A 26,247-nucleotide genomic window follows, 5' to 3' on the forward strand; every position below is an offset into this window, starting at 1 on the left:
TTGGATAGTCGAAAGGTGGTCTCGCGATGCCGTCGCTCAGCTACCGCGATGCGGTCAACGACGCCCTGGAACGGATGGAGGACCTCGGATACGAGCGGGGAAAGGGGGTCGACCTCGCCAACCACGGGCCGATGGGCGCGGAGGCGCTGGCCCTGCTCGGCCAGGAGGACGCGGTCGCCCGCTGGGTGGGGCGCTACCGGCGGGCGATGGAACACCACGAACCGCCCGCCGCCCGCTTCGCCCTCGACCCCGCGGACGAAGCCTCCTGGCGCCCGGCCCTCGGGGAGTTCCACCGGGCCGGCGACTGGGAACTGCTCTTCGCCCGCGAACTCGCCGGGGCGCACTGGCGCGAGGTCCTGGCCCGCTGGTGGCCGCTCCTGCTTCCGGGCCTCTTCGCCGGCCTGACGCACGGCCTGATCCGCACCGCCCACGCGGTGCGCGGACTGTACGCCGCGGGCGAGAAGCCGGAACGCCTCCAACTGACCGAACTCTCCCGTGGCCTGGCCTACTGGGCAGCCCGCTACGCCGAGCTGCCCGGACAGCCGCGGCTGGGCGGTCCCCACGGGTTGCCCGCCGCGGTTGCCGCCCTGCCCCGCATGCCGCAGGAGGGCGGCCTCGGCCCGGCAGTGGCCCGCCGGCGCCTGGACGCCCTCGGCCGACTGCCCGCCTACCACGACTCCTTGCAGTGGCTGGCCCCCGACCAGGCGCCACGCCTGCTGAGCGAGATGACGGCGCAGTTCGCCGACGTCTACCTCGGCCACCCCGAGGCGCCCCCGGTGCCGCTCGTCCACGGCGTGACCGCGCCGGCGGCCGTACGCCTCGTGCTTCCGCACCTGCCGGACGCGCTGCACGTGCCGACGCTGGCCCGGCTGTGGCAGGTGCAGGCAACCTTCCTGCTGACCTTCACCGTCGACCGCCGCGACGAGGACACCACCGCCTGGCGGTCGGAGATCCCCGACCTGCCCCCGATCGGCGAACTGGGCGCCCGCGCCGCCGAACACGGCGACGAGCACGTCATCAAGCTCGCCGAGGCGTGCCTGCGCGAGTACGCGCTGAAGCCCGACCCGCGCTATCCCGCGGCCGCGTATGCGGCGCTGCGGCGCATCACCCCCCTCGATGCCGGGGGAGGGGCCGGGGGCTGGAGCCGGACCGCGCCCTAGCCGCGCGGAGGCATTGCCACCGCCACGACTATCAACTTAGGCTTACCTAAGTTGATAGTCGTGGCGGTGGTGTGGGCGTGCCGTGCGCTCCCGCCTCGCCATGCCCTGCGTCGGGACGAGGCGCGAGACGGGCCACTGACGGGCCACTACGGAAGGGGCTGTACATGACCAGCGCGAAGCGTGACACGGGGCATGAGTCGACACCGGTGGGCTGGGCGGAGCGCGTCACCGTGATGCAACTGGCCTTCGGTCAGATGGGGACGCACGTGCTGGGTGCGGCCGTACGCCTGGGCGTCTTCGAGCAGGTGGGGGAGGGCGAACGCACGGTTGCCGAACTCGCCCGCGTGCTCGGCACCCAGCCCCAGGCCACCCACCGGCTGCTGCGTGCCCTCGCCGGCCTGCAGCTGCTCACCGAGACCGCGCCCGGCACGTTCGCGACCACTCCGGCCGGCGATCTGCTGCGCTCCGGCGTCCCCGGCGCCTTGTCGTCGCTCGCCCGGGTGCTCACCGATCCGTCGATGACGCGCGGCTGGGACCATCTGGAGCAGAGCATCCGGACCGGCGAGACGGGGTTCGACGCGGTCTTCGGCACGGACTTCTTCAGCTACCTCAAGGAACGCCCCGAGCTGTCCGCCGAATTCAACGCGGCGATGGGCCAGGCCACGCAGGTCGTGGCCGAAGTGCTGCCGGCACACTACGACTTCGGCCGCTTCGGCACCGTCGTCGACGTGGGCGGCGGCGACGGAACGCTCCTCTCCGCCGTCCTTCGCGCACACCCCGGCCCCCGGGGCGTCCTCTACGACACCGCGGAGGGGCTCGCCCAGGCCCCCGCCCTGCTCGCCCGCGAGAAGCTCACCGACCGCGTCACCCTCACGGCCGGCGACTTCTTCGCGTCGGCTCCGGCCGGCGGCGACCTCTATCTCCTCAAGAGCGTGGTCCACGACTGGAACGACGAGCAGTGCGTCACCCTTCTCCGCAACATCAGGGAGGTCATCCCCGGTCACGGCTCCCTGGTGTTGGTCGAACCGGTCCTGCCGGCCGTCGTATCGGCCGAAACCCACCCCCTGGCCTACCTCAGCGACCTCAACATGCTCGTGAACCTCGGCGGCAGGGAACGCACCGCGGACGACTTCGCCGCCCTGTGCACCGCGGCGGGCTTCACGCTCGACACCATCACCCCGCTGCCCCGGCCGAACGTCTTCCACGTCATCGAGGCGAAGCCGTCCTGAACCGAGGGGCGTGGGCGTCCCGGTGCCGCACTGCGGCACCGGGACGGATGTATGAGCAGCTGATCTACGGACCCCGGGGGCTCAGGGACCGGTGTCACCCGGGTGGGAGCAGAGCCCGCCGCGGTAGTTGCTGTCGTACCAGGCTCCCGTCGCGTCGAAGTCCAGGTTGGTGCGGCCCGGGCCGACGCAGCGGTGGTAGTCGCCGCGTGGCCACCGCTTGACCTGGATCCAGACGTTGGTGTTGGTGGCGCAGTGCTCGTAAAAGGCGCGTTCGCCGCCGCTGCCCTTGTTCCAGCCGCAGGCGTTGATCCTGTCGGGGGCCGCGCTCGCCGGCGCGGCCACCGAACAGGCCAGCGCACCGGCCAGCGCGAACGCGGCCAGGCCGAGCCGGGGGCCGCGGCGGGCGGACCTCGCGCGTGATGAACCGTGAGCCTTCATGCGTCTCTTCCTCTCGACCGATGGAGGCGGTCGGCGCCTTGGTTCCTTGGTTCCCTTGGTCCCTTGGCGCCTTCGACGTTCAGACTGGCCCGTATGCGCGCATCGCGGCCAGACGCTTCGAAGGTGGTCGAAGAGGGAGAAAAGTATTACCGCGCTACGCCTTGCGGAGGCGGTCGATGATGCCGTCGAGATCGCGCGTGAACATGTAGTCGCGGACGAAGTGGCCGCCGGGCTCCTCGTGCCACTCGTGCGGAATGCCGGCGTTGCCGAGGAGGCCGCGGAACTCCCGCTGGCCGGCCAGCACCTGGGTCTCGTTGGCCCTGTCGAACCAGTTGACCGGGTCGGGACTGGTTCCGGCCACGAGGAAGACCCGCTTGTTCCGGTAGCTCTCGATGCGCTCGACCGGGTTGTCGGCGCTGACCCTGGCCTGGTCCCACAGCGGCGCGCCGTAGACCGTACCGCCGCCCAGGTCCGCGGCCGCGGAGGAGAGGTTGGCCCAGTGCACGACCAGGCCCGAGTCGCGGCGCAGGCTGGCCGGGCCGGAGTGGGCGCTCACCGAGGCGAAGTGGCCGTAGTACTTGGCGGCGTACTTCAGTGCGCCGAAGCCGCCCATCGAGAACCCCGAGACCGCACGGCCGTCGTATTCGGCGAACGTCCGGAAGTTCGCCTCGATCCAGGGGAGCAGCTGGGCGATGTGGAAGGTCTCCCAGTTCCGGGGGCCGGTGCGGGAGCTGACCGGGTTGGAGTACCAGCCCGCGCGTCCGCCGTCGGGCATCACGACGATGATCGGCTTGCCGGCGGTCCAGGCGCGGATGCCCTTGCGGTCGAAGTCGATGAAGTCCTCGGCGCCGCCGTGGAACAGATAGAGGACGGGGTAGGTGCGCCCGCTGGTGTGGTAGTCGTCGGGAAGCAGGACGTTGACGCCGGGGTTCCAGCCGATCGCGTCCGTCGCGAACCGGTAGTACCACATGCGGGGGTCGTTCTCGTTGCGGTCCACGATGCGCAGCCCGAAGCCGTCGCCGGCCGCACTGGCCGCCGATGCCGCGGCGACGACGCTCCCGCCGCCGAGCGCCATCGCCGCGGAGATTCCGCCGACGGCCTTCAAGACGCCTCTACGGGTGGGGCGGTGCTCGCTCACCATGTCCTCCTGGACGAAACGGTTGTGATGACGTGGACCCGGGCGCGACAGTAGCCACGGCCGATGAAAAAACGATGACCTGACGCCGGGCGCGGCATCATGGAAGTCATGATGCGAAGGGGGAGAGACGGTGTGAGCAGCGGGGAGTTGGTCTTCGGGCTCTACGCGGACGAGGCCGGACTGGAGTGGGTCGGAGGCATCGTGCGGTCCGCGGCGGCCTCGCACGGTGTCCGTGTGGTGCGGTGGGAGGAGAACGGGTTCCCGGAGCCGGACGCGCGGGTGGAGGACCTGTACGAGGACCTGGCGGAGCAGTGGTCGTACGAGCACCCGGGGGAGGAGCCGGCGGGACGGCGACCGGTGGAGCTCCGCATCGGCCTGACCTGCTCCCCGCCGCTGTGGCAGGCACTGCGCGAGACAGTGATCGGGCAACTGTGTCCGCCCGACGGCACGCCCCACGTCTGCCGGGTCCCCTGGGCCGCCATGTGATGCGCCGCCGTCCGCGGTCGGCCGGAAAGCGCCCCCGGAGGGCGCATCGGCGCGCTGTGCGGTGCGCCACGGGGGCTGTAGCGTGCCCAGCGTTTCCCATCGGCATGGGTTCCGTTTCCCGACCAGGAAAGGGCATTCGATGAGAAAGAGACACAGACGCACCGGCCGACTGGTCAGCGCCCTCGTGGCGTCGGCCTCGGCCGCGATGCTGCTGGGCACCACCCCGGCGCCCGCGACCGCCGCGAACCGGGTGGGCATCACCGTCTTCGGTTCCTCCATCGCCGCGGCCCGCAACGCGGACGGGCGCCTGGAGCTCTTCGGCACCAACAGCGGTGACGGCGTCTTCCACCGCTACCAGACCCGTGCGGGCGGCACGTGGTCTCCCTGGGCGCAGTTCGACGGTGCGCTGCGCGCCGTGGCCGCCGAGACGAACGCCGACGGCCGTGTGGAGCTCTTCGGCGTGAACGGCGCCGGGAACATCTACCACCGCTGGCAGACCCCCGATTCCAGCACCCCGTGGTCCAACTGGGAGCAGCTCGACGGGCTGCTGACGTCCGTCGCCGTGGCCCGCAACGCGGACGGACGGCTCGAACTCTTCGGCACCAACAGCGTCGGGAACATCTTCCACCGCTGGCAGACGGCCATCGGCGGCCCGTGGTCGGGCTGGGAACAGATCGAGGGCGGCCTGACCCAGGTCGCCGCGGAGACCAACGCCGACGGCCGCATCGAGCTCTTCGGCGTCAACGGCGCCGGGGCGGTCTTCCACAAGTGGCAGACCGCCCTCGGCGGCCGGTGGTCCAACTGGGAGCAGCTCGACGGCCAGCTGACGTCCATCGCCGCGGCCCGCAACGCGGACGGACGCCTGGAGATCTTCGGCACGAACAGCGCCGACGCCGTCTACCACCGCTGGCAGACCGCCATCGGCGGGCCCTGGTCGCGGTGGGAGCAGTTCGACGGCGGGCTGAGCCAGGTCGCCGCGGAGACCAACGCCGACGGCCGCATCGAGCTCTTCGGCGTCAACAGCGGAGGCTACCCTTACCATCGCCGGCAGACGACCATCGGCGGCCCGTGGTCGGGCTGGGAGCTGTTCGACGGGCTGCTGAGGCCCTGAACGTCCCCATGGTCAAGGCGAAGACCTCCTACGGACCGTCGGCCCGGGAGGTCTTCGCACTGTCGGAGTGGCCGGGCGGCGGGCCGGCCCCGCACGGCGGACGGCCGGTCGGAGGGTGAGCATGGACACGCGTACGGACCCCGTCCCCCTGCACCGGCTGCAGGTCCCGTTGCCGCAGGTGCCGCCGTTCGCCATGGGCTCCTTCGACTCCCTCGGCCCCGACTCCCGGGCCGGCTACCCCCACCGGCACACCTTCTACGAGATCGTCTACGTGACCGGCGGCTCGGGCGCCCACGTCATCGACCTCGTCCGCCGGCCGCTGAGCCCGCCCCACCTGTGCTTCCTGCTGCCCGGCCAGGTGCACTACTGGGAGCGGACGAACGACCTGAGCGGCGTCCTGATGCTGTTCACCGAGGACTTCCTGCTGGCCCGGCCCGGCGACCGGCAGCTCCTGCGCGCCCTCGGCGAGCGCTCCTGGCTGCACCTGCCCTCCGGCCCCGCCGACGACCGCGCCGGCATCGGCTCGCTGATCCGGTCGATGCAGCAGGAGTACACCGCCCGGGGCGCCGGCTACGTCTCCGTCCTGGAGGCGTACCTGCACATCCTCCTCGTCCGGGCGCTGCGCCTGCCCGCCGTGCCGGAGACCTCCGCGACCCCGGGCCGGGCCGCGGAGGTCTCCCGGGAGTTCGGGCTGCTCCTCACCGAGACCGCGGGTGCCGAGGGGACCGTCGGGGCCTACGCGGCGCGCCTGGGCGTTTCGGTCGGTTACCTGAACGAGGCGGTGAAGCAGGCGACCGGACGGACGCCCGGAGAACTGGTGCGTGCGGCACGGACCCTGGAGGCGAAGCGGCTGCTGGCGGGGTCGAGCCTGGGCGTGGGCCAGGTCGCGCGGCGGGTGGGGTTCACGGACCCCGCGTACTTCTGCCGCTTCTTCCGGCGGGAGACGGGCGTCAGCCCGGGAGCCTTCCGGCGCACGGCGGCGACGGCCGGGGCAGCGGATGCACCCGCGACCCGCGGGAATCACCACGTTCACTGAACGGAGTCCATCGATCCGCCCGGCCGCCCTCCCTAGGTTCGTCAGCGAGCCACTCACCCCCAGGAGGCCGACCATGGCGGACGAGCACACCCACACCGGCGACCCCGCATCCCCGGGGCGGCACCCCTTCAGCCGCAAGACGCTGCTCAAGGCGGCACTCGTCGCCGTGCCCCTGCCCGCGCTGCTCGGCAGCGGCGTGGCCCTCGCGCGCGACCACGGCCCGTCGGACGCGCCCCTCGCCCCGACGCCGTACTGCGACGACGGGGACGACCCGACGCCGCCGCAGATCGAGGGCCCCTACTTCAAGCCGGACTCCCCCGAACGGCCCTCCCTGCTGGAGCCCGGGACGCGGGGCACCCGGCTCACGGTCAGCGGCTACGTCTTCGGGCCGACCTGCCGCCCGGTCGCCCGCGCCCTGCTGGACTTCTGGCAGGCGGACGCGACCGGCGCCTACGACAACCGGGGATTCCGGCTGAGAGGACACCAGTACACCGACGCGCGCGGGGCGTTCACCCTGACTACGATCGTCCCCGGCCTCTACCCGGGCCGCACCCGGCACCTGCACGTCAAGGTCCAGGCGCCCGGCGGCCCCGTCCTCACCACCCAGCTCTACTTCCCCGGCGAGCCCCGCAACACCACCGATCCGATCTTCCACCCGGCGCTGCTGATGAACGTCCGACAGGCCGGCCCCGCGCTGCAGGCGACGTTCGACTTCGTCATCGGCGGAAGCCGCACGTAGCCGGCCGCGAGCCGGTGCCGCCCCGCCGGACGACCGCCGCCCGCCCCGGGACGTACGGGGCGGGCGGCGGCGTGCGGGGTCGGCGGCAGCGGTCAGCGCGGCACCGCATCCCGGTGGCGGGCCACCGCACGGCGCAGGGCCCGGTCGACGGCGGGCAGCGCGTCGGCGACGTCCGTGTGGACGACGTACTCCACCGTGGCCACGGTGTGCAGCCCCTGGACGAGGAAGGTGTACTCCCGGTCCCGCTCCAGCAGCAGGACGATCGGTTTGCCGAACGCACTGGCCCAGCCCACTTCGATGTGCGTGCCGGGGGAGGCCGGACAGCCCGGCAGGGCGACGAACGCGTCGGCCTTGCGGATCTCCTCCTGGTCGATGCGGGTGCACTCCTCCGGGCGCATCAGCTCCGCCCCCCACGCCTCCCGGCGGTGGGCGTTGTGGACGGAGAGCCCCTGCGCCTCGAAGTGCTTGATCAGGGTGTCGAAGGGGGCCCGGGCATCGCCGGGCATCTCCCCGGTGGCCGGGTCCAGGAGCTGGAGGAAGGGGCCGGCGAGGAAGACCGAGCGGATGCCCGGACTCGATTCGGTGGTCATCGGTCAGTCAGTCCTAGTCCTTGTCGAAGGTCGTCGCGGAAACGCCGTCAGTCCTTGCGGAAGCACTGGATGTAGGCGTCCCCGCTCGTGCCGTGCGTGTACTCCGTGGTCTCGTACGCGACGTACGGGTGACGCTCGACGCGGATGCTGCGGAAGTGCGGCAGGTACTGCCAGCGCAGCTCCGGCCTGGTGCTGAAGAACGGGATGAACACCCCGCCGGGACGCAGCACGCGCACGACCTCCGGCACGGTCCTCGCCCACAGCTCCTTGTCCGTCCAGACGTCCATGTCCAGGGCCGGGTCGAAGAACATGCCGTCGATGCTCTCCGACGGCAGCTCGAAGACGCGCCGGAAGAAGTCGCCGCGCTCGATGGAGAGCGTCCCGGGCAGGTCCGGGTGGCGGGCGCGGAAGAGGTCCTCGACCTCGTCGAAGAGCTCCAGCACCGTGTGGCTGCGCGTGGCGGGGTTGCCCGCGATGCGCAGGGCGGACAGCCCGAGGCCCAGCCCGACCTCGTAGAAGTCGTGGCCGTACTCGCACAGCATGTCGGCGCTCGCCCACATGAGGTCGCGCTCCCACGCCTGCATCGCCTGCTCGCCGCCGATGCTCAGGGTCACCTCGCCGTCGTTCTCGACGAGCTCGATGGGGGGTGTGCTCTGGTTCCGCATGACAACCGTCCTTCCTCCGTTGGATGGTGCCGGTGCTGCTGTCTTCACGTGCTGCGCGGGACGACTCCGAAGTGGCGCCGGGCGGTGGAGACGGCGAGGTCCTGCACGGCGAAGACCGTGAAGTAGTAAGCCTGTGGTGCGGTCCCGGCCGCGAACCGCACCCGGAACGTCACGTCCCTGGCCCGGTCGGCCGTGCCCCGGACCTTCACCGTGCGCGGCTCGACCACGGTGTCGTCGCGCAGGTAGGTCGGGACGAACAGGCCGAGCCGCACGGGACCGGGCCGGGACGCCGTGAGCGCGGCGCGCACCTCCAGCACGCCGCCCTGCTCCACCTCGTCCTCGGCGTAGGCCAGGAGGGCGGGCGCCCCGGGCACCCGGAACGTGACGTCACCGCAGCGCATGCAGACCGCGCACGTGGTGTCCAGGACGTACGGGAGCAGGCCGCGCCGCGTGAACTCCTGGGCGGGCCGGCCGCAGTGACAGGTCACCTCGCGCACCCGTGGGTCGAGGGAGCTGCGGTCACCGAAGTAGGCCGGGTAGTTCATGATCTCGTTCTCGGGGTTCTCCGCGACCTGCTCGGCGACCGCGTGGTCGAGGGACTGCAGGTCCGCCGTGAGCGAGGCGAGGATCTCCTCGGGCGACCGGTCGGCCAGATGAGTGGGCCGGGCTGCCCAGAGGTCCACCTTGCGGGCGAGCTTCGTCAGCCGCGGCCGCAGCGCGTGGTTGTGCGGCAGCAGCTCGGAGGCGAGCAGGGCAGTGAGCCGCTGTCCCACGGTGATCAGCAGCGGGTCGGGCCGGTGGTCGGCAGGCCGGGGCGCGGCAGGCGCTTCCTCCCCCGGGCCGGCCGGCATGCCGAAGCGCATGAACGCCGGGTAGGGGTGCGACCCGGCCAGACTGGCGTTGAGGGTGTCCACCGAGTCCGCACCGGTGAGGGCGGCGCGCATCCACGCCACGTTCTCCGGCCGGTCGGAATCGTGGACGGACACCGCGGAGACGACCGTGCGGGCGGGGCCGTCGAGGGCGTTGAGCAGCAGCTGGTACTTGGGGTCGTAGAGCGCGAGGTCGGCGAGCGGGCCGCTGTTGCAGGCGCTGAGGACCACCTCCACGGCCTCCACGCGGTGGAGGGGCACCAGTTTGTCCTCGGGCTTGTAGCACGGCAGCCCGTACGCGCAGCGGGGACCGAGGAGGCCCGGGACGGCGGGGACGGCGGGGTTGAGCCCGCAGACGGTGAACTCGCCGAGGTTGACGCTGTCGTCCTTGCCGTGGCCCTGGAAGACCACCCTGCGCCAGCGGGTGCCGAGGATCTCGCCCTGGATGTCGGTCCGTTCGAAGTCCCGGTCGTCGAAGACCCGCACGCCGGGCAGGTGGGGCGGGCGGTCGGTGTCGGTGAACAGGCCCAGCGCGTCCACGTCCCGGCCGGCCACGGCGTACTGCTTGGCCACGTTCCAGGCCACCGAGGTGCCGTCGCGCCCGCTCAGGAGGGTCAGCGCGTGCCCGGCGCCGCGGTAGGTGGCCAGCAGCAGCGCCCGTACGGGGGAGAGGTTGAGGCGGTCGTACCGGCCGACGACGAGCAGCGTCCCGGGGTACCGGTCGTGGAACCCGGCCGCATCGTCGAGCTCCTTCTCGTCCACCCACCGGCGGGCGAACGGACCGGCCAGCTCCGCGACTCCCGGCGGCAGGTCCTCGGCCCCGAGCACGACCCCCAGGTCCAGGGGTGCGGGCGTGTGGACGCCGTCGTAGAGGCCGTTGGCCGCGCTCACGCCGGAGACGAGATCGGCACGGCCGTCGACGGGTACGGGAACGGGCGTCCGGCCGGGGGCCGCCAGGAATTCCGCGACGGCGTCGGGGAACCGGTCGAGGGCGACCGGGCGGAAGACTCCGGGGCCCGGTACGGCGGACGACGGCTGGTGCCGCTGGTAGCTGACGGCAGGGTTCATGGGGAGACACCTCGTGTTCGTGCGCTGACCTGGGGCCGGCCCGGGCGCGGGCCGGCACGAAAGGGGGAGGGACGAGAGGGAGAAGACCGAGGACGGCAGGAGGAATGGGCAGGGCAGAGGGACGGGCCGGCGGGCGGTGGGGCCCTGGCGGGCCGGTGCCCGCTCATGCCGCCTGCTCCGCCGCGACGACCGCACCACGGCCCAGCAGGTCCCGGCAGGCGAAGGCCAGGGCGGCCCCGGCCGCCGCCACCACGGCCGCCACCGCGAACACCCCCCGCGGCCCGGCCGGATCCATCAGCAGCCCGCCCGCCTGCTGCCCCACGGCGTCGCCCACCACCGTCGCCAGGGAGGCCCAGGTGAACGCCTCCGTCAGCAACCGGCTGTCGGCGACCCGGCTGACCAGGGTCATCTCACTGGCCGACACCAGGGCGATGGGCACGCTGCCCACGGCCAGGGCCACCCCCAGCGTCAGCTCGGACACGGCCAGCAGGGGCAGCGCCGTCCCCACGGCATAGGCCGACACCAGCCGCGGAAACCTCCGGTGCACCGCCACCTCCGACTGCGAGCGCCCCAGCCACAGGGCCCCCACCGCACTGCCGACGCCCCAGCAGGCGTACACGACGCCCGTGCTGCCCGGCGATCCGTGGTCGTCGACGAACGCCGGAATGGCCAGCGTCATCAGCCCGATGGGCACCGCGCACACGGCCATCACCGCCGTGAGCGCCAGCATGGCCGGTTCCCTGAGCGGGCCCAGCAGGTGGTGCGGACCGTCGCCCGGCGGTGCGCCCTTCTGCCGGGGCTCCGAGGGAAGCCGGGTCATGGCGAGCCCCAGCGCTCCGGCGCCGCCGATCGTCGCCACCGTCGCCAGTGCGAGCCCGGCGGACCCCGGGAGCATCAGGGCCGCCAGCATCAGCGGCGCACCGATCACGAGGAACTCGGTGAGCAGGGCCTCCCACAAATAGGCGATCTCCCGCTCGTCGTCGGCGAGCGGCAGCCGCGCCCACAGCGACCGCATGCACGCGTTGGCGGGCGGCAGGGCCACCCCGGCGACGACGGCCGCGACCGGCTGGGCCCAGTCGCCCGGCCGGGTGACCCACACCAGCAGGCCCAGCGCGGACGGATAGACCAGCCCGGTGGCGACGAGCACCGGCCGCCGGCCCCTGCGGTCGACGTACCGCGCGACGAGGGGACTGCCGGCCGCCATGCCCAGCGTGTACAGCGCGGCCACCAGCCCGGCCTGTGCGTAACTGCCGCCCTGTTCCCGCACCACCAGCACCATGGCCAGCGACATCAGGTACACGGGCAGCCGGGAGACCACGCTCCAGCAGGCCGCCCCCACCACGTGATGGCGCGTCAGCAGGTTGATGAACCGGCGGGGCAACCCGTTCGTCACTGTCTCGGTCTCCGTTCGCTGGCGGTGCGGTCCGGTGCGGTCCGGCCGGGCACGGGGCTACGGGTGCGCGGCGCCGGCCTCCCGGGGCCGCACGGTGGGCGCCACATCGATGGTGAAGGCGCCGAGGACCTCGCGCATGCGGTGCTCCACCTCGCCGATCGACGTGCCGGTCACATGGACGTACCCGGACGCGTTGTGCGAGGCGCGGCGTGCCGCGACCGCGTCACCGACGCCCACCTTGAGAACGGCGTCGACGACCCCGGGGATGCGCAACAGCTCCTCCCGGGGGGTGATGGCGCGGACGACGCCCGAGCCGGGCAGCGGGAGCAGCAGGTCGCCCGCGCAGCGGCGCTCGCCGTACCGGAGGCGGGGGCGCCGGCCGAGGTAGACGTCGAGGGTGGCCCCGAAGACGTCGAAGCCGTAGGCGTGCCCGTGGTTGGCGGTGATCTCGCAGCCCGCCAGCCGCACCCCGATCTCGCCCGCGAACACCTCTCCGTCGATCAGGAAGAACTCCATGTGCACGTAGCCGTGGTCCAGGCCCATGCCGGTGGCGATGCGCTGGAGCACGCCCCGCAGGTCCACGGGCGGGCCCTCACCGGTGGCCACGCTGATGTTGGCGTTCATCGCACCGTCGACGATGTCCAGCGGACGGCACGGCATGGCGCTGGGCCAGGCGTCCAGGACCTCCCCGTCGTGGACGAGCGCGCACACCTCCCACTCGGTGCCGCCCAGGTACTCCTCCACCATCCACTCCCGCGTGCCGGAGAGGACCCGGTCCGGGCAGGCCGGTCCGGTCAGCCGGAAGGTGTCCACACAGGCGAAGGAGTCCACGGGCTTGAGGACCAGCGGCCAGCCGCACACGGCCGCGAAGCGTTCGACGTCGGCCGCGTCCGCCACGCGCGCGTACCGGGCGGTGCGCAGCCCCAGTTCCCGGAACTTGTCCTTCATGGCGGCCTTGTCCCGCACCCACGTCACCTGTCGTTCCGTCAGGTGCGGCAGCCCGGCCAGCGCCGCGAACCGCTGGGCGACGGACTGCCGGGGCTCGGAGGGGTTGCAGAAGCGGTCGGGCCGGGCGGGCAGCGCGGCCGCCCACTCCGTGTAGCGCCGGGCCTCCTCCTCCAGCGGCACGCCCTCGCGCACCCAGAACGCCGGCAGGTGCGCGGTTTCGCGCAGGTAGTCGTCCGACAGGTCCCGGCGCACCTCGGCGAAGCGCAGCAGCACCAGCCGGCCGGCCAGGGCCCCGGCCGCGTAGCGGGTGAAGCTGCAGGCCCGGTCGTCGGCCATCAGCAGGACGGGGGCGCTCCCGGTCACACGGCCTCCAGGGTCTGGCGCAGGGTCTTGACGGCCAGGATCTGCTCCTGTTCGGAGAGCTCCGGGGACAAGGGCACGCACAGGGTGCGGTCGAGCAGGTCCCGGGTGCGGGCGAACCCGTCGCGGCTGATCGTCAGGGGCCGGCCGGGGGCGAGGCTCCAGGGGAAGCCGTCGGCGTAGAGGGAGCGCCGGCCGGTGATCACGGGGTGTTCCGGCAGGAGGTACTTGCCGAGCGTCCAGTTGGCGACGCCGCGCGCGGTGAGCGCGGCGACGGCCGCGTCGCGCAGTTCCCGGCTCTCCCAGCGGAAGCGCAGGCTGATCTTCACGTCCCCCGCGGCCCTCGGCAGGACCGTGAGGTCCGTGCGGTCCGGCAGGTTGTCCATGGCGATGGCGTGCTGCCGCTCCAGGCCGGCGAGCAGCTCGTCGAGGTGGCGGAACTGCTGGAACTGGATGGCCGCCACGCCCTCGCTGGTGACGAAGTTCTCCCCGTAGTGGGCGTCCGCGTTCCACGTCGGGTAGCAGCCGGGCACCCGGGCGGACCCGTGGTCGTGGTAGCAGCGCATGGTCGCCCACGCGGCGGGATCGCCGGTGACGAGCAGTCCGCCCTCGCCCGAGGTGAGGACCTTGTTGTGATGGAAGCTGAACGTGCCGGCGTACCCGGCCGTCCCGGCGTGCCGGCCGTCGGGGAAGCGGGCGCCCAGGGCCTGGGCACAGTCCTCGACGACGTACGGCACGCCGTCCGGCAGCCGGGCCACCGTTCCCTCCATGTGGGCGACGATCACCCGCTCGGTGCCGGGCGGCAGCAGGGCGGGGTCGAGGGAGAGGGAGTCGTCGACGTCGACGAGCACGGGGATCAGGCCGCTGGAGAGGACCGCCCCCGCCACCGCGACGAAGGTGACCGCCGGGATGTGGACGAGGTCGCCGGTGCGCGGCCTGGTGGAGATCAGCGCCAGCCGGAGGGCCTCGGTGCAGTTGTGCAGGGCCAGGACGTGCCGGGCGCCCAGGCGTTGGGCGACCCGGCGCTCCAGCCGGGAGGCGATGGACTCGCCCTCCGTCTGGTAGCGGAAGAGCACGGCGTGCTCGATCGCCTCGCGCAGCTCGTGCATGTCCGACCAGTCGAGGTAGTTGGCCCCGTAGGGCAGGAATCGCTGTCCCAGGCGCTTGTCGAGACTCATGGCGCATCAGGCTCCGTGATCGGGTACGCGGCGGCGTCGACGACCATTTCCTGGCCCCGGTAGTTGCGCAGCAGCAGGCCGTCGGGGTGGGGGGTGAAGTACGGCTGGGCGACGGGGATCTTGCCGATCATCGTGGTGAGGACGTACTGCGGCACCCCGAACCCGGTGATGTGGCCCTGCAGGCCCTCCATGATCTCCCAGCCCTTCTCCACGGAGGTCATGAAGTGCGAGACACCGGTGACGTTGTCGCAGTGGTAGAGGTAGTAGGGGCGGACGCGGATGCGCAGCAGCTCCGTCATCAGCGTGCGCATCGTGGTGACGTCGTCGTTGATCCCGCGCAGCAGCACGGTCTGGTTGCCCACCGGGATGCCGTGCCGCAGCAGGCGGTCCACGGCGGCGGCGGACTCCGCGGTGATCTCCTTGGGATGGTTGAAGTGCGTGTTGAGCCACACCGGGTGGTGGCGCGCGAGCATGGCGCACAGGCCGTCGGTGATGCGCTGCGGCAGCAGCACCGGGAACCGGCTGCCGATGCGGATGATCTCCACGCTCGGGATCGCCCGCAGCCCGGAGACGATCTCCTCCAGCCGGGCGTCCTGGTACGACAGCGGGTCGCCGCCGGTGAGCAGCACGTCCCGGATCTCCGGGTGGTCGGCGATGTAGCGCAGGTCCTCGTCGAACGACCCGCCCTCGTCGTCACGGAAGTAGGTGCCGGACACGTCGGTGGTGTGGAACTTGCGGGTGCAGTGCCGGCAGTAGACGGGGCACGCCTCGGTGATCAGCATGATCACCCGGTCCGGGTACTTGTGCACCACCCTGTTGGTCTTGCGGTAGTACATGTCCCCGACGGGGTCGACGTCGGAGCCGGGGAACTCCGTGAGCTCGCCCGGCGCGGGCACGGCCTGCAGCCGGACCGGGCACGTGGGGTCGTCGGGGTCCATCAGGGACGCGTAGTAGGGGGTGATGCTCCAGCGGTACTTGCCGGCCGACCCGGCGATGGCCTTCTCCTCGTCGGCGGTGAGGCGGATCCAGCGCCGCGCCTTGTCGAGGGTGTTGATGCGTTTGCGCATGTGCCAGCGCCAGTCGTCCCACTCCGCCGGGGGGATGCGGGGCCGGAAGCCGGCGGGGTCTGCGGTGACGTCGTGTTCGCCGGGTGTGCCGGACATGGCGGCTCCAGTGTCGACAGGCGATCGGTGACTCGAAGGCGGGGCGGCCCCTCGGCCCACCGCCGGGGTGGTCCTCGGGGCAGCGCGGTCACGGCGGGGCGAGCGAGAGCTGACGGACGCTACGGGCGATGCGCTGGGCACCACGCAGGTCGTCCGCGGTGGACTCCACCGCGCTCCACAGCGCGTCGGCCCGGGGCGGCTCCGGCAGAGGACTCCTGCCGGAGCCGTCGGCGACGGGCACGGAGACCACCCGGCGCACCCGCTCGGCCAGAGCCCTCTGTGCCTCGCCCAGGGGCGGCAGGAAACAGACGGGGGCGATCCGTGCCCGGGCGAGCCCCACCGCCGCCAGCGTCGGGGAGGCCAGGAAGACCTCGCCGGCGGCGTGCAGCGCGTCGACGTCCACGTCGGCGGCACGGCTCGACCGCACCTCCCCGGAGGCGCCGAGGCCCCGGAGGGCGGAACGGACGGCGGCGAGCCCGGTGTCGCACACCACGTCGCAGTGGCCCGCCCGGTCCGCCGCCGCCCGGACCAGCGCCTGCAACGGCCCGTCGGCGAACGCCCGCGCCTCGCCGTCCGGAACGCCCCACAGCGACAGGAGCAGCAGGGCACCGGCGCGGCCGCGGTCCCGGGCCGTGCGGACGGGTGCGAGCGTCCCGGTGGCCCGGACGCCCGGTCCCGGCGGCCCGGGGGCGGGCAGCCAGCCGGGCCGGTGCAGCCATCGCACCGCCCGCCCGACCGCGCCGGGCCTCCCGGCCCCCCGTTCGCCGGAGGGTTCGCCGGAGAAGAGGTGCACCACCGGTACGCCCAGGGCCAGCAGCCGTTCGGTGGCCGCCTCGTCGTCGCAGACCAGGGCCGCGTCCGGCGGACCGCCGGCGGACGCCTCGGTGGTGACGGCCAGTCCGCCGAGGTGCGCGGCGACGCGGCGACGGGCGAGCAGGGAGTCCAGCTCGTCGTCCCGCGACACCAGCAGCACCCGCTGCCGCGCCGGGCCGGATCCCGGCGGCACCGGTGCGCGGCGGCCGGCACCGTGGGTGCTGCGCCCGGTCCCCGGGCGGCCGTCGGAGGGCGGCGGGGCGTCCGCGCCGCCGGGGGTCAGTACCGCCACGGCGGCACCGTCCCGAGCCGGGCGACGTCGTCGCTGTATCCCGCGGCCGTCGTGGAGCAGCCCGAGCACAGCTCGGGACCGTGGGCGCGGAAGAAACCGGCGTGCGCCCGGAAGACGGGCGTGTCGAGCGCCACCGCGCCGTTCTCCCGCAACGGGGCACCGCCTGCCGGGCCGTCGCCGTCCTCGCGGTGCGGCAGGCAGCTGCAGGCGTACATCCGCCCGAACCGCCCGTCGACGTAGATGACGTCGTCCACGACGTGACACAGCGGCCGGGAGGCGCGCGGGGTCAGGGACTCGCCGAAGTACCGTTCCCGCTCCTCCGGGGTGTCCCCGTAGAACCGTTTGCCCAGGGGCACCAGCGCGGTGTCCGGGTCGGCGTCGTAGAGGGGGTCGCACACCTGCCGCACATGCGAGGGGTCGGGGTAGGTGATGGTGCGGTCCAGCTTCAGGGCGGACAGCTCCCACTGCACCACGCCCGCTTCGGTGAGGACCTTCTGCAGCTGTGGCATCTCCGTGTAGTTGTGCGGCCCGACGACGGTGTTGACCCGCGGCAGGACGCCGAGCGCCGCGGCGGCGCGCAGCCCGCTCAGCCCGTTGTCGAACATGCCGGGGGAGCGGCGGTAGACGTCGTGGGTCGCTCCCGAGGCGCCGTCCAGGCTGACGATCACCTGGGCCAGGCCGGCTGCGGCGAGCCGCTCCGCCATCCTCGGCAGCATCATCCCATTCGTGATGAGCGACATCCGCATGCCCGCCGCCGTGCCCCTGCGCACCAGCTCCACGACGTCCCGGTGCATGAGCGGCTCGCCCCCGGTGAAGCGCACGTACCGCACCCCGGCCTCCAGGGCCTCGGGCAGCAGCTCGTCGAAGTCCTCGACGGAGAAGCGGTAGGCGTCGCGGGAGAGCGCGAACTCGCACATGAAACAGTCGGCGTTGCAGGCTTCCAGGATCCTGATGAAGAGGTAGCGGTGACGCTCACGCATCGAGGCGGGGCCTTTCGGGTCGTTCACGGCAAGGGACGGGCGACCGACCGGGGACGGGCGGGAGAACGGAGGGCACGATGCGGCCGCAGTCGTGGTGGTGGCCGGGGCGCGGGACGGACGGGTGCGGGCGTCAGGCGCCACGGGCCGGCGTCGGCCCTGCTATGGCCAGCAGCGCCTCGGCGACCTGGGCCGCGCCGCCGGTGCCGACGGCCGCGGTGAGAGCGCCCCAGTCGGCGCCGCCTGCCGCCCGCCGCACCGCGGCCAGGACGGCGGCACGCAGGCCGGCCGCCCCGGGCGTGCCGTCCGCTCTCGCGGCCACGCGGCCGATGCCGCCGTAGATCAGCTCCAAGGCGTGGTCCTCGCCCTTCGCGCGCAGCCCGAGCGCCTCCTCCTCCCGGAAGACGTTCTCGGGCCAGACGACCCGTACGTCCACGCCGACGGCCCGGCTGTGGAAGCGGCCGTTGAAGATCTGGCTGAGGTTCTGCGGCGGCAGGCAGACCGTGGGCACCCCCAGCCTGCCCGCCTCCAACAGGGTGGTGAGACCCGGAGAGGCGAGGAGGACGTCGCAGCGGGTCAGTTCGGACAGGAACGCGCTGTGGGGGAGCGGCCCCGCCGTGACCCGCAGCCCGGCAGGGGGCCGCTCGACGAGGCCGCCGAGGAGGCCGGCCGGGAGGTTGCCGGCCAGGTGCGCCTCCTGCACGCCGTGCTCGGCCAGCGCGTCGAGGACGGCGGGGACGACGACGCGGGGGTACGCCGTCCGGTCGGGGAGGCGGGGGGCGCCGAGGCCGCCCAGGCTGACCAGGGCCTTGCGCCAGGTCCGCGTGCCGGGCGTGCCGGGCGTGCCGGTGGAGCCGGCCGGGGGAGTGCCGATGACCGCCTCGACCCAGCGGAGCGAGGCGACGGACGCCAGGATTCCCTCGCACTCGGGGGGAAGGCCGACGCACTGCTGGGCGCAGTAGACGGTCGCGTCCAGAGGCAGCGCCGCACGGTCCCCCTCGGTCCACAGGAAGGGCAGGCTGTCCACGAACACCGTCGGCACACCGGCCGCCTGCAGCGCCGTCGCGATCGCGCCGTCCAGGACGACCACGGCCGCCCGTACCCCGTGCGACCGCACGATCCGCCCGACGGCGGCGCGCCGGTCGGCCGCGGCGTCCGGCAGGTCGTACCAGTGTTCGACGGAGTGCTCGGCCAGCAGGGGACGGCCGAGTCCGGAGGCGAGTCCGACGAACCGCAGCGGCAGCCGCGCCCGCTCGCGCAGCGCGGAGAGGACCGCGCTCAGCTTCCCGGAGCTGCCCCAGCCGAACTCGGCCCCCGCGAGGGCGACGGTGACGGGCCCGCGGCGGGGTGCCGGCCCCGGGAGAACGGCGGCCGGCCGGAGGGCCGGCGGTCGTACGTCGGGAACACGGCGCATCGGTGCCTTTCCGGTTTCCTCGGGCGGGCGGCTGCCCGCCGGGCGAACGAAGGACGGACGCGCCGCGGAGAGCGGGGGAGCGGACGCGCTGCGAACGAAGGGTGCCGGGCCAACGTTCACGCATGCGTCCCCGCCGCACAAGGGCCCTATCGGCAGATTCCAGTCAGCAGCGGAGGAGTCAGCTGACAGTAGATAAGTACGTTAAATCCTCTTTTAGTTGTCGCTCCGGCATGACGGCGCGAGGCCCGGGACGGCCCGTGCCGCACGAGGCGCCAGTGACGGGGGCGGGGGTGCCGGGCCATGGCGTGCGCCGGGGGCGTGCATCCCGGCGAATGCCAACGGAGTGGCCTTAATGAGCCGGAGCCGGACTTCCTGTGGCTAGGCTGCCCGCATGGGCTACCTAGAGGCCGGCGCCCTCGCCCACACCCTGGCCGACGGGCGCGAGCTGTTCCGCGACGTGTCCTTCCGCGTGCCGGGAGGCGAGACCGTCGCCCTGATCGGTGACAACGGCGCGGGCAAGACCACCCTCCTGCGCATGCTCTCGGGAGCACTGCCCGTCCCGCACGGCACCGTGCGCCGCCAGGGGGCCGTGGCGGTCATGCCGCAGTTCATCGGCGGCGTCCGCGACGGCCGGACCGTGCGCGACCTGCTGCTGTCCGTGGCACCCCCGCCCCAGCAGGCGGCCGCGGCCGCCGTCGACGCGGCCGAGCTCGCGCTGATGGAGAACGACGACGAGGCCGCCCAGCTGCGCTACGCCGAGGTCCTCACCTCCTGGGGCGAGGCCGGCGGCTACGAGTGCGAGGTGCTCTGGGACACCGTCACCGTCGCCGCCCTCGGCCTGCCCTTCTCCACCGCCCAGCACCGCGACGTGGCCACGCTCTCCGGCGGCGAGCAGAAGCGCCTCGTCCTGGAGGCGCTGCTGCGCGGTCCGGCCGGACTGCTCCTGCTGGACGAGCCGGACAACTACCTCGACGTCCCCGGCAAGCGCTGGCTGGAGGAACAACTCCTCCGCACGCGCAAGGGCGTCCTGCTCGTCACCCACGACCGGGAGGTGCTGAGCCGCACGGCCACCCAGGTCGTCACCCTCGAAGGCGGCTCGGCCTGGACCCACGGGGGCGGCTTCGCCACCTGGCACGCCGCCCGCGAGGCCCGCTGGGAACGGGTGGCGGAACTGCGGCGTCGCTGGAGCGAGAAGCACGACCAGCTCAAGGAACTCGTCCGCACCCTGCGGCAGCAGGCGTCCATCAGCGACGAGATGGCCTCCCGCTACCACGCCGCCCAGACCAGGCTGGCGAAGTACGAGGCGGCCGGCCCCCCACCGGCCCCGCCCCGGACCCAGCGCGTCGCCCCCGCCCTGCGCGGCGGCCGCACCGGCCTCAGGGCGATCACCTGCCGGAACCTCGAACTGACCGGCCTCATGCGCCCCTTCGACCTGGAGGTCTTCTTCGGCGACCGCGTCTGCGTCCTCGGGTCCAACGGCTCGGGCAAGAGCCACTTCCTGCGCCTGCTGGACGAGTCGGCCGGCGACGCCCCGCCCACCGTCGGGCACTCCGGCACATGCCGCCTGGGGGCCCGGGTGCGACCCGGGCTGTTCGCCCAGACCCACCGGCACCCGGAGTGGGCGGGCCGCACCCCCGCCGACATCCTCGGCCGCGGCGACGGCGACCGGCAGGGCGTGGACCTGCAGGACGCCATGTCGGCCCTGAGCCGCTACGGGCTCGCCGGCGCCGGCCGGCAGCCCTTCGAGACCCTCTCCGGCGGCCAGCAGGCCAGGTTCCAGATCCTCCTCCTGGAACTGGCCGGCGCCACGCTCCTGCTCCTGGACGAGCCCACCGACAACCTGGACCTGATCTCCGCCGAAGCCCTGGAACAGGCCCTGAACGCCTTCACGGGCACGGTCGTCGCCGTCACCCACGACCGCTGGTTCGCCCGTGCCTTCAGCCGCTACCTGGTCTTCCGGGAGGACGGCCGGGTCGTGGAGACCTCCGAACCCGTCTGGGACGAGGGGCGCGTGGTGCGCGCCCGCGGCTGAGAGACCCGAGCATGGTGTGCCGCCCCCTTCGTCATCGCATGCCCAGGTCGTTCCGGTGGGGCCGAGGGCGCGGCGAGGCGTCCCGTGCGGTGCACCCAGGAGAGCGCCGCGGCACAGGCGAGACCGAGGACGACGAGCGCGAGCCAGGGCAGGGCGGTGGCCCCGGCGGCGCGGGCGGCGTCGAGCGCGGCGCCGGTGAGGAGGTTTCCGACAGTGATGCCGATTCCGCAGATGGTGTTGTAGAGCCCGTAGTGGGTGGCCACCAGGCGGCCGCCGGAGAGCCGGACGACGATGTCCATCTCGAAGGGGTAGGCGATCATCGTTCCCAGCGCGAGCAGGAGCGCGGTGAGGCACGGGGGCACGGCGGCGAGCAGCCACAGGCCGGGCCCGCCGGCCGGTACGGGCACGGCGGTCGCCAGGAGCAGGGGCGCGAACGCCACGCCCATGGTGAGCACCCCCAGGCCGAGGGCCCGGCCCGGTTCCGTGCGGGCCCTGCACCAAGCGGTGACCTTGGTCTGGAAGAGGATCGTGCTCAAGCCCGAGGCCCCGAAGAGCGCGGCGACGGCCGCGGTGCCGAACGTGCCGTCGCCGCCCAGCCGCCGTACTTCCAGGGGCAGGGCGAGGTAGACCTGGAAGGACAGCACGTACGAGCCGGTCATGGCGGCGGAGAACAGCAGGAAGGGCCGGTTGGCCAGGATGCCGCGCCACTGGGCCCGCAGGCTCTGCGCACCGGGTCCGGCGTCCTGGCTGCCGTCGCCCCGCCGGGCGGGCAGGGAACGGATCTGCACGACGCTCAGCAGCGCGAAGATGCCGGCGGCGGTCAGGCAGGTGGTGCGGAAGCCGGCTCCGGTGAGGACCATGCCTGCCAACGGGCCGAGCAGGATGCCGGCCTGGTAGAAGACGTTGAACAGCGCGAAGGCTTCCACGCGGCGCTCGCCGGCGTCGGTGGCCAGGTAGGCCCGTACGGCCGGGTTGAACAGGGCGCCGGCGAGTCCGGTGGCGGCGGAGGCGGCCAGCAGGGCGGGGAGCGCGTCGACGAGGCCGAGGGCCGCGAAGCCGGCCGTCCGCAGGAGACAGCCGGTGACGATCAGTGGTTTGTAGCCGAACCGGTCGGCCAGGGCACCGCCGACCAGGAACATGCCCTGCTGGCTGAAGTTGCGCACGCCCAGGACCAGTCCGACGAGCCATCCGGCCAGGCCGAGCGTTCCGGACAGGTGCGCGGCGAGGTAGGGCATCAGCATGTAGAAGCCGAGGTTGATGGTGAACTGGTTGACCATCAGCAGCTGGACGCTGTGGGGATGGGAGCGCATCTCCGTGAGGGCGTTGTTCACTTCGGACGCTCCTGCGTGCCCGTCCCGGCGGGGGTGCGGCCGGTCCGGCCGGCACGGTCGTCGGCCGGGGCGGCGCCGGTCAGGGTGAGCGGGTCGACCACGTCGGTGCAGCGGGTCCAGCGGGTGACTTCCTTCTCGTCGAGCCGGCCGACCACCTCCGGCTCGGACGCGGGGGGCTGGTCGAGCAGACCGTGGGCGGCGCAGTAGTCGTCGTCGTAGACGGTGCCGAGGTAGCGCTGCGGGCCGTCGGGGAAGACCGCCGCGATGCGGGTGTCCGCGGGCAGCGTGCGGGCCAGCCAGCCGGCGACCAGGGCGACAGCGCCGACGCTCCAGCCGCCGGTGGCGTAATGGGACGCGGCCAGTTGGCGGCAGGTCCACACGGACTCCGCGGGGGCGACCCAGTGGATCTCGGAGAACTGGTCGTACGCGACGTTGCGGGGATGGATGCTCGAACCGAGGCCGCGCATCAGCCGGGGCCGGGCGGGCTGGCCGAAAATGGTCGAGCCGATGGTGTCGACGCCGACGAGCTTCAGGCCGGGGAAGAGCTGGCGCAGGACGCGCGAGACGCCGGCGGAGTGGCCGCCGGTGCCGACGCTGCACACGAGCACGTCGATGTGACCGAGCTGGGAGGCCAGTTCGAGGGCCAGGGGTGCGTAGGCGGTGGTGTTGTCGGGGTTGTTGTACTGGTCGGGGCACCAGGATCCGGGGTGCCGGGCCAGCAGATGGGCGACGCGGTCGCGTCGGGCCTGTTGCCAGCCGCCGGTGGGGTGGGGTTCGGAGACGACGTTCACCCGGGCGCCGTAGGCGGCCAGCAGGTGGGTCATCGACCGCTCCAGGCCCGGATCGGTGACGACCGTGACCGGGTGGCCGTGGACCATGCCGGCGAGGGCGAGGCCCAGCCCGAGCGTGCCGCTGCTGGACTCGACGATCCGGCCGCCGGGGCGCAGGTCGCCACGGGCGCGGGCGCGTTCGACCATGTGCAGGCCGGGACGGTCCTTGATGCCACCGGGGTTGAAGCCCTCCAGCTTCGCCCAGAACCCGCGGCCGGCGGGGGCCAGCGGCTCGGACACCCGGAGGACGGGGGTGTTCCCCACCAGCCCGGACATGTCCTGGGCGCGAGCGGAGCCCGTGGGGGAGGAGGCAGCAGGGATTGCAGAATGCATCGTTGTCGCTTTCGCTCGATGAGTGTCGGAGGGGGAGTGCTCATCTCGCGCCGGCCCGGCCGGAAGAGGGTCCTGTTCTCCGGGTCGGTCGACGGCGCGGCGTTCATGCCGTGGCCGGTACGTACGGCCCGCGGCGGCGAAGCTCCGGATCCGCCGGGGGCGGACGGTGGTGAGCCGGCACCGGCGGTCGCGAAGGCCGGCGTGGCCGAGGGGAACCGGGCCGCGGGCAGGCGCCGGCACCGGCGGTGCGGGCGCGTTCGGCCGGCTGTGCGCCGGGTGCCGGACGGTCGGTGGGAGCTGCGTGCGCCGGCTGCGGCAGGGGCCGGTCTAGATCCGCAGGACCGTTGAGCCGCCTGTCGTGGGCGGGTGCGCCATGAGGTCACCGGTCCCCGTCGTGCTCGTCACCGACGGGTGCGGCGGCGCGGGGACGCCCCGGCACGACAGGCAGGGGAGGGGGAGGCCGGCGCCGTGCTGCGGCTGGCCCGACATGCAGGTCTGTTCGCTGTGGCCGGGCTCGTGACCGTCATGCCCCTGGACGCCGCAACGGTCGCCCGCCGTGTCGCCCGAGGCGCTGCCGGTGGTGCGCTGCGCCGGCCCGGAGGGGCCGGGGCCGCCCTGGGCCGGGGCCTGGATGGCCGAAGCGGCCGAGAGCGCGGAGACGTGGCCTTCGGCGGATTCGGCGCTCAGCCCGTGGGTGTAGAGCAGGCCCAGAAGGAGCGCGGCCAACCACAGCAGTCGCCGCAGCCCCACCCGTGACGGGTGGGAGCGCAGCACACAGGAGGTGGGCCGGGCCGTGACCATGCCGTGATCGTACGGCTTTTCGTGTGGCGTGCATATAGGTGGGGCAGGCGTGGGGGTGGGTGACGCAGGTGACGGCCCCTCGCTTGCGCGTTCGCTGCTGTTAAGGTAAGCCTTACCTACTCCGTATCGACATCGATCACCCTCTGGGGGACTCCGTGACGACTGCAGTTGCCGCTTCCGGGACGGTTGCCGTTCCCCAGGCAGCCGGCCGCGTGGACGTCCTCCGGGAGACCTACGCACGGTTGACGGAGGTGCTGCAACCCCTCGTCCGTCTGGACGTGACGTCCAGGGCGGGCGGGGCGCAGGTCACCGGCGAGCGGCTCGTCCAGGACGCCGCCCTGCGGGAGTGGCTCGTCGACATGGCGGGCCGGCGGATCGCCGACGGCCACGGGGTGACGCCCCGTCGGGACGTCGCGGCCCTCGACGTGCTGCACCAGTACGCCTTCCTGGCGACGTCGGCCATGAGCGGGCCCTGGTTCCTGGAGCGGCGCGTGCCGTGGGTCGGACCGGACGGCATCGGGTACGACGCGGCCTCGGGCTCGCTCACCGTCTCCCCCTCCTACATCAGCTGTCTGCCCGACGACCCGGCCGCCGGACAGCCCGGCGTCCGCGTCGTCGCGGACGAGGAGCAGCTGCGCACGGTGCTGCGCCACGCCGTCGCCCACCACCTCGGACCCGTCCTGGAGGAGTTCCGGCCCTTGCTGCGCCGGGGGCCCCGCGCGGTGTGGGGCCTGGCGACCGACGAGCTCGCCGAGAGCATCTGGTACGTGGGCCGGACGACCGGCCAGGAGCGCCGTGCCGTGGAGGCGGCGGAGGCACTGCTGCCGGGCCGCACCGCGCCCTTCGTGGGCGCGGCCGGCTTCCGGCCCTGCACGGACGCGGCCGAGAAGGCGGCCGGCGAGGCCACCCGCACCCGCAACACCTGCTGCATGTGGTACACGCTCGGCCCGGAGAAGCTCTGCGTCACCTGCCCGCGCCGCAACCGCGGCTAGAGCGGGCGCTCCACGGGCGGCGCGGGCCGCCGGGGAGCGGGGGCGGAGAGCCGCTCGGCTCCCTGCGGCACGGGAACGGCGGCGAAGATCGCGTCCTGCTGTTCCTGGAGCTCCTTGGCCCGTTCCGGAGAGGTGCCGGGCAGGCGCTGCTCCTCGTACAGCTTGTGCGTGACCTCCTGGGCGTTCTTGCTCGCCGGCGTGTGGAACTGGACCTCGAAGAGGTGCCCGGAGAAGGGTGCCTTCCAGGCCGCGTTGATCCCCTTGTAGCCCTTGGCGCGGCCCCAGGTGTTGGACCACTTGGCGCTGTCGTTGCCCCACACGGACAGCAGGTGCGAGGCCATGGCGACGCCGGTGGCGTAGCGGCCGTCGGGCCACTGCAGGGTGTAGCGCACGGAGTCCTTGATGTCGGCCAGGGCCTCGTTCACGTTCTGTCCCTGATGTTCCTTCAGGGACGTGGCGACCTTGCGCTTGAGCGAGTCGGGCGACTTCAGGCGGTGGTCGAAGCCGATCAGCTCGGCCGAGCTGAGCCGCGCGGCGGCCCGCACCTGCGGGCTGATGGCACGCTCGGCCTTCCTGGCCTGCTCGACGAACGCGTCGACGCGGGAGTTGTCCGCGGCGTTCAGCTCCAGACCGCCCTCGCCGTGCCAGCCGCCTCCGTCACCGCCGTCGGCCAGGCCGGCCTTGCCCACCTTGTCGGTGAGGGATGCCGTCGTCTGCGCGGCCGCGGCCTGGGCGCCGGGAGCCGTACCCAGGCCGAGTGCCAGGGCGAGCGCGGCCGCGGCCACGGTGCGGGACGTCAAGGTGCCGACGTTCATGGGCGTTCTCGTTCCTCTCCCCAAGGGCGGTCCCGCGTACTGTCCC

Annotated in this window: 24 protein-coding genes; 8 read left to right on the plus strand and 16 right to left on the minus strand. The window is 73.2% G+C overall.

Annotated features, from left to right (window positions below; all coding sequences use genetic code 11):
- Positions 1–26 precede the first annotated feature (26 nt).
- Both LE181_RS03640 and LE181_RS03645 read left to right on the plus strand, forming a co-directional pair.
- The gene (locus tag LE181_RS03640) at positions 27–1,160 is read left to right on the plus strand and encodes a questin oxidase family protein (RefSeq protein WP_225659479.1); all 1,134 of its coding nucleotides are present in this window, start codon (positions 27–29) and stop codon (positions 1,158–1,160) included.
- A gap of 164 nt (positions 1,161–1,324) precedes the next feature.
- Positions 1,325–2,389, plus strand: coding sequence for a methyltransferase (locus LE181_RS03645; RefSeq protein ID WP_372458228.1), 1,065 nt, complete (start codon positions 1,325–1,327; stop codon positions 2,387–2,389).
- A gap of 81 nt (positions 2,390–2,470) precedes the next feature.
- On the opposite strand, the gene LE181_RS03650 is transcribed toward LE181_RS03645, so the two are convergent.
- The gene (locus LE181_RS03650; protein ID WP_225659480.1) at positions 2,471–2,827 is read right to left on the minus strand and encodes a DUF6355 family natural product biosynthesis protein; all 357 of its coding nucleotides are present in this window, start codon (positions 2,825–2,827) and stop codon (positions 2,471–2,473) included.
- Between the two features lie 154 nt (positions 2,828–2,981).
- Positions 2,982–3,968 (minus strand): alpha/beta hydrolase, encoded by a 987-nt coding sequence (locus LE181_RS03655; protein WP_225659481.1) that lies wholly within the window; start codon positions 3,966–3,968, stop codon positions 2,982–2,984.
- A gap of 129 nt (positions 3,969–4,097) precedes the next feature.
- On the opposite strand from LE181_RS03655, the gene LE181_RS03660 reads away from it, so the two are divergent.
- From LE181_RS03660 to LE181_RS03675, 4 genes are all read left to right on the plus strand, one after another.
- Positions 4,098–4,451 (plus strand): hypothetical protein, encoded by a 354-nt coding sequence (locus LE181_RS03660; RefSeq protein ID WP_225659633.1) that lies wholly within the window; start codon positions 4,098–4,100, stop codon positions 4,449–4,451.
- Positions 4,452–4,590: 139 nt separating this feature from the next.
- Complete coding sequence (locus tag LE181_RS03665) at positions 4,591–5,562, plus strand: PLL family lectin (protein WP_225659483.1); 972 nt, start codon at positions 4,591–4,593, stop codon at positions 5,560–5,562.
- A 121-nt stretch (positions 5,563–5,683) separates the two neighbouring features.
- Positions 5,684–6,598 (plus strand): helix-turn-helix transcriptional regulator, encoded by a 915-nt coding sequence (locus tag LE181_RS03670; protein WP_225659486.1) that lies wholly within the window; start codon positions 5,684–5,686, stop codon positions 6,596–6,598.
- A gap of 73 nt (positions 6,599–6,671) precedes the next feature.
- The gene (locus LE181_RS03675; protein WP_225659488.1) at positions 6,672–7,337 is read left to right on the plus strand and encodes a dioxygenase family protein; all 666 of its coding nucleotides are present in this window, start codon (positions 6,672–6,674) and stop codon (positions 7,335–7,337) included.
- Positions 7,338–7,429: 92 nt separating this feature from the next.
- Here LE181_RS03675 and LE181_RS03680 read toward each other — a convergent pair whose 3' ends face one another.
- From LE181_RS03680 to LE181_RS03725, 10 genes are all read right to left on the minus strand, one after another.
- The gene (locus LE181_RS03680) at positions 7,430–7,927 is read right to left on the minus strand and encodes a nucleoside 2-deoxyribosyltransferase (RefSeq protein WP_225659489.1); all 498 of its coding nucleotides are present in this window, start codon (positions 7,925–7,927) and stop codon (positions 7,430–7,432) included.
- Between the two features lie 47 nt (positions 7,928–7,974).
- A complete protein-coding gene (locus LE181_RS03685; RefSeq protein ID WP_225659490.1) occupies positions 7,975–8,592 on the minus strand; it encodes a class I SAM-dependent methyltransferase in 618 nt (205 codons plus the stop codon).
- 44 nt (positions 8,593–8,636) lie between these two features.
- Positions 8,637–10,529 (minus strand): hypothetical protein, encoded by a 1,893-nt coding sequence (locus LE181_RS03690; RefSeq protein WP_225659491.1) that lies wholly within the window; start codon positions 10,527–10,529, stop codon positions 8,637–8,639.
- A 163-nt stretch (positions 10,530–10,692) separates the two neighbouring features.
- On the minus strand, positions 10,693–11,922 hold the full coding sequence (locus LE181_RS03695) for an MFS transporter (protein WP_225659492.1): 1,230 nt from the start codon (positions 11,920–11,922) through the stop codon (positions 10,693–10,695).
- 57 nt (positions 11,923–11,979) lie between these two features.
- Positions 11,980–13,233: an ATP-grasp domain-containing protein gene (locus LE181_RS03700; protein WP_225659493.1), complete on the minus strand. Its 1,254-nt coding sequence runs from the start codon at positions 13,231–13,233 to the stop codon at positions 11,980–11,982.
- Positions 13,230–14,408, minus strand: coding sequence for a DegT/DnrJ/EryC1/StrS family aminotransferase (locus LE181_RS03705; RefSeq protein ID WP_225659494.1), 1,179 nt, complete (start codon positions 14,406–14,408; stop codon positions 13,230–13,232). Before LE181_RS03705 ends, LE181_RS03700 begins: the two co-directional genes overlap by 4 nt.
- Complete coding sequence (gene blsG / locus LE181_RS03710; protein ID WP_225659495.1) at positions 14,405–15,571, minus strand: arginine 2,3-aminomutase; 1,167 nt, start codon at positions 15,569–15,571, stop codon at positions 14,405–14,407. The genes LE181_RS03705 and blsG overlap by 4 nt, the downstream gene beginning before the upstream one ends.
- A gap of 88 nt (positions 15,572–15,659) precedes the next feature.
- Complete coding sequence (blsF, locus tag LE181_RS03715) at positions 15,660–16,676, minus strand: CGA synthase-related protein (protein ID WP_225659496.1); 1,017 nt, start codon at positions 16,674–16,676, stop codon at positions 15,660–15,662.
- Positions 16,664–17,656, minus strand: a complete 993-nt coding sequence (blsE, locus tag LE181_RS03720) for a cytosylglucuronate decarboxylase (protein WP_225659498.1) — start codon at positions 17,654–17,656, stop codon at positions 16,664–16,666. The genes blsF and blsE overlap by 13 nt, the downstream gene beginning before the upstream one ends.
- Positions 17,657–17,786: 130 nt before the next feature.
- Complete coding sequence (locus LE181_RS03725) at positions 17,787–19,067, minus strand: hydroxymethylcytosylglucuronate/cytosylglucuronate synthase (protein WP_225659499.1); 1,281 nt, start codon at positions 19,065–19,067, stop codon at positions 17,787–17,789.
- Positions 19,068–19,458: 391 nt separating this feature from the next.
- Between LE181_RS03725 and LE181_RS32730 the strand changes: the two genes are divergently transcribed.
- Entirely contained in the window at positions 19,459–21,099 is a 1,641-nt protein-coding gene (locus LE181_RS32730; protein ID WP_225659500.1) for an ABC-F family ATP-binding cassette domain-containing protein, read from the plus strand.
- Here the strand turns inward: LE181_RS32730 and LE181_RS03735 are convergent.
- From LE181_RS03735 to LE181_RS03745, 3 genes are all read right to left on the minus strand, one after another.
- A complete protein-coding gene (locus tag LE181_RS03735; RefSeq protein ID WP_263868418.1) occupies positions 21,012–22,409 on the minus strand; it encodes an MFS transporter in 1,398 nt (465 codons plus the stop codon). The genes LE181_RS32730 and LE181_RS03735 overlap by 88 nt on opposite strands.
- A 17-nt stretch (positions 22,410–22,426) precedes the next feature.
- The gene (locus LE181_RS03740; RefSeq protein ID WP_308103060.1) at positions 22,427–23,593 is read right to left on the minus strand and encodes a PLP-dependent cysteine synthase family protein; all 1,167 of its coding nucleotides are present in this window, start codon (positions 23,591–23,593) and stop codon (positions 22,427–22,429) included.
- A gap of 327 nt (positions 23,594–23,920) precedes the next feature.
- Positions 23,921–24,394, minus strand: coding sequence for a hypothetical protein (locus tag LE181_RS03745; RefSeq protein ID WP_225659502.1), 474 nt, complete (start codon positions 24,392–24,394; stop codon positions 23,921–23,923).
- Between the two features lie 155 nt (positions 24,395–24,549).
- On the opposite strand from LE181_RS03745, the gene LE181_RS32390 reads away from it, so the two are divergent.
- Complete coding sequence (locus LE181_RS32390; protein WP_225659503.1) at positions 24,550–25,386, plus strand: (2Fe-2S)-binding protein; 837 nt, start codon at positions 24,550–24,552, stop codon at positions 25,384–25,386.
- Here the strand turns inward: LE181_RS32390 and LE181_RS03755 are convergent.
- Complete coding sequence (locus LE181_RS03755) at positions 25,383–26,201, minus strand: ATP nucleotide 3'-pyrophosphokinase (RefSeq protein ID WP_225659504.1); 819 nt, start codon at positions 26,199–26,201, stop codon at positions 25,383–25,385. The genes LE181_RS32390 and LE181_RS03755 overlap by 4 nt on opposite strands.
- Positions 26,202–26,247: the final 46 nt, after the last annotated feature.

This window comes from Streptomyces sichuanensis, from assembly GCF_020328095.1.
Lineage (GTDB): Bacteria > Actinomycetota > Actinomycetes > Streptomycetales > Streptomycetaceae > Streptomyces > Streptomyces cinnamoneus.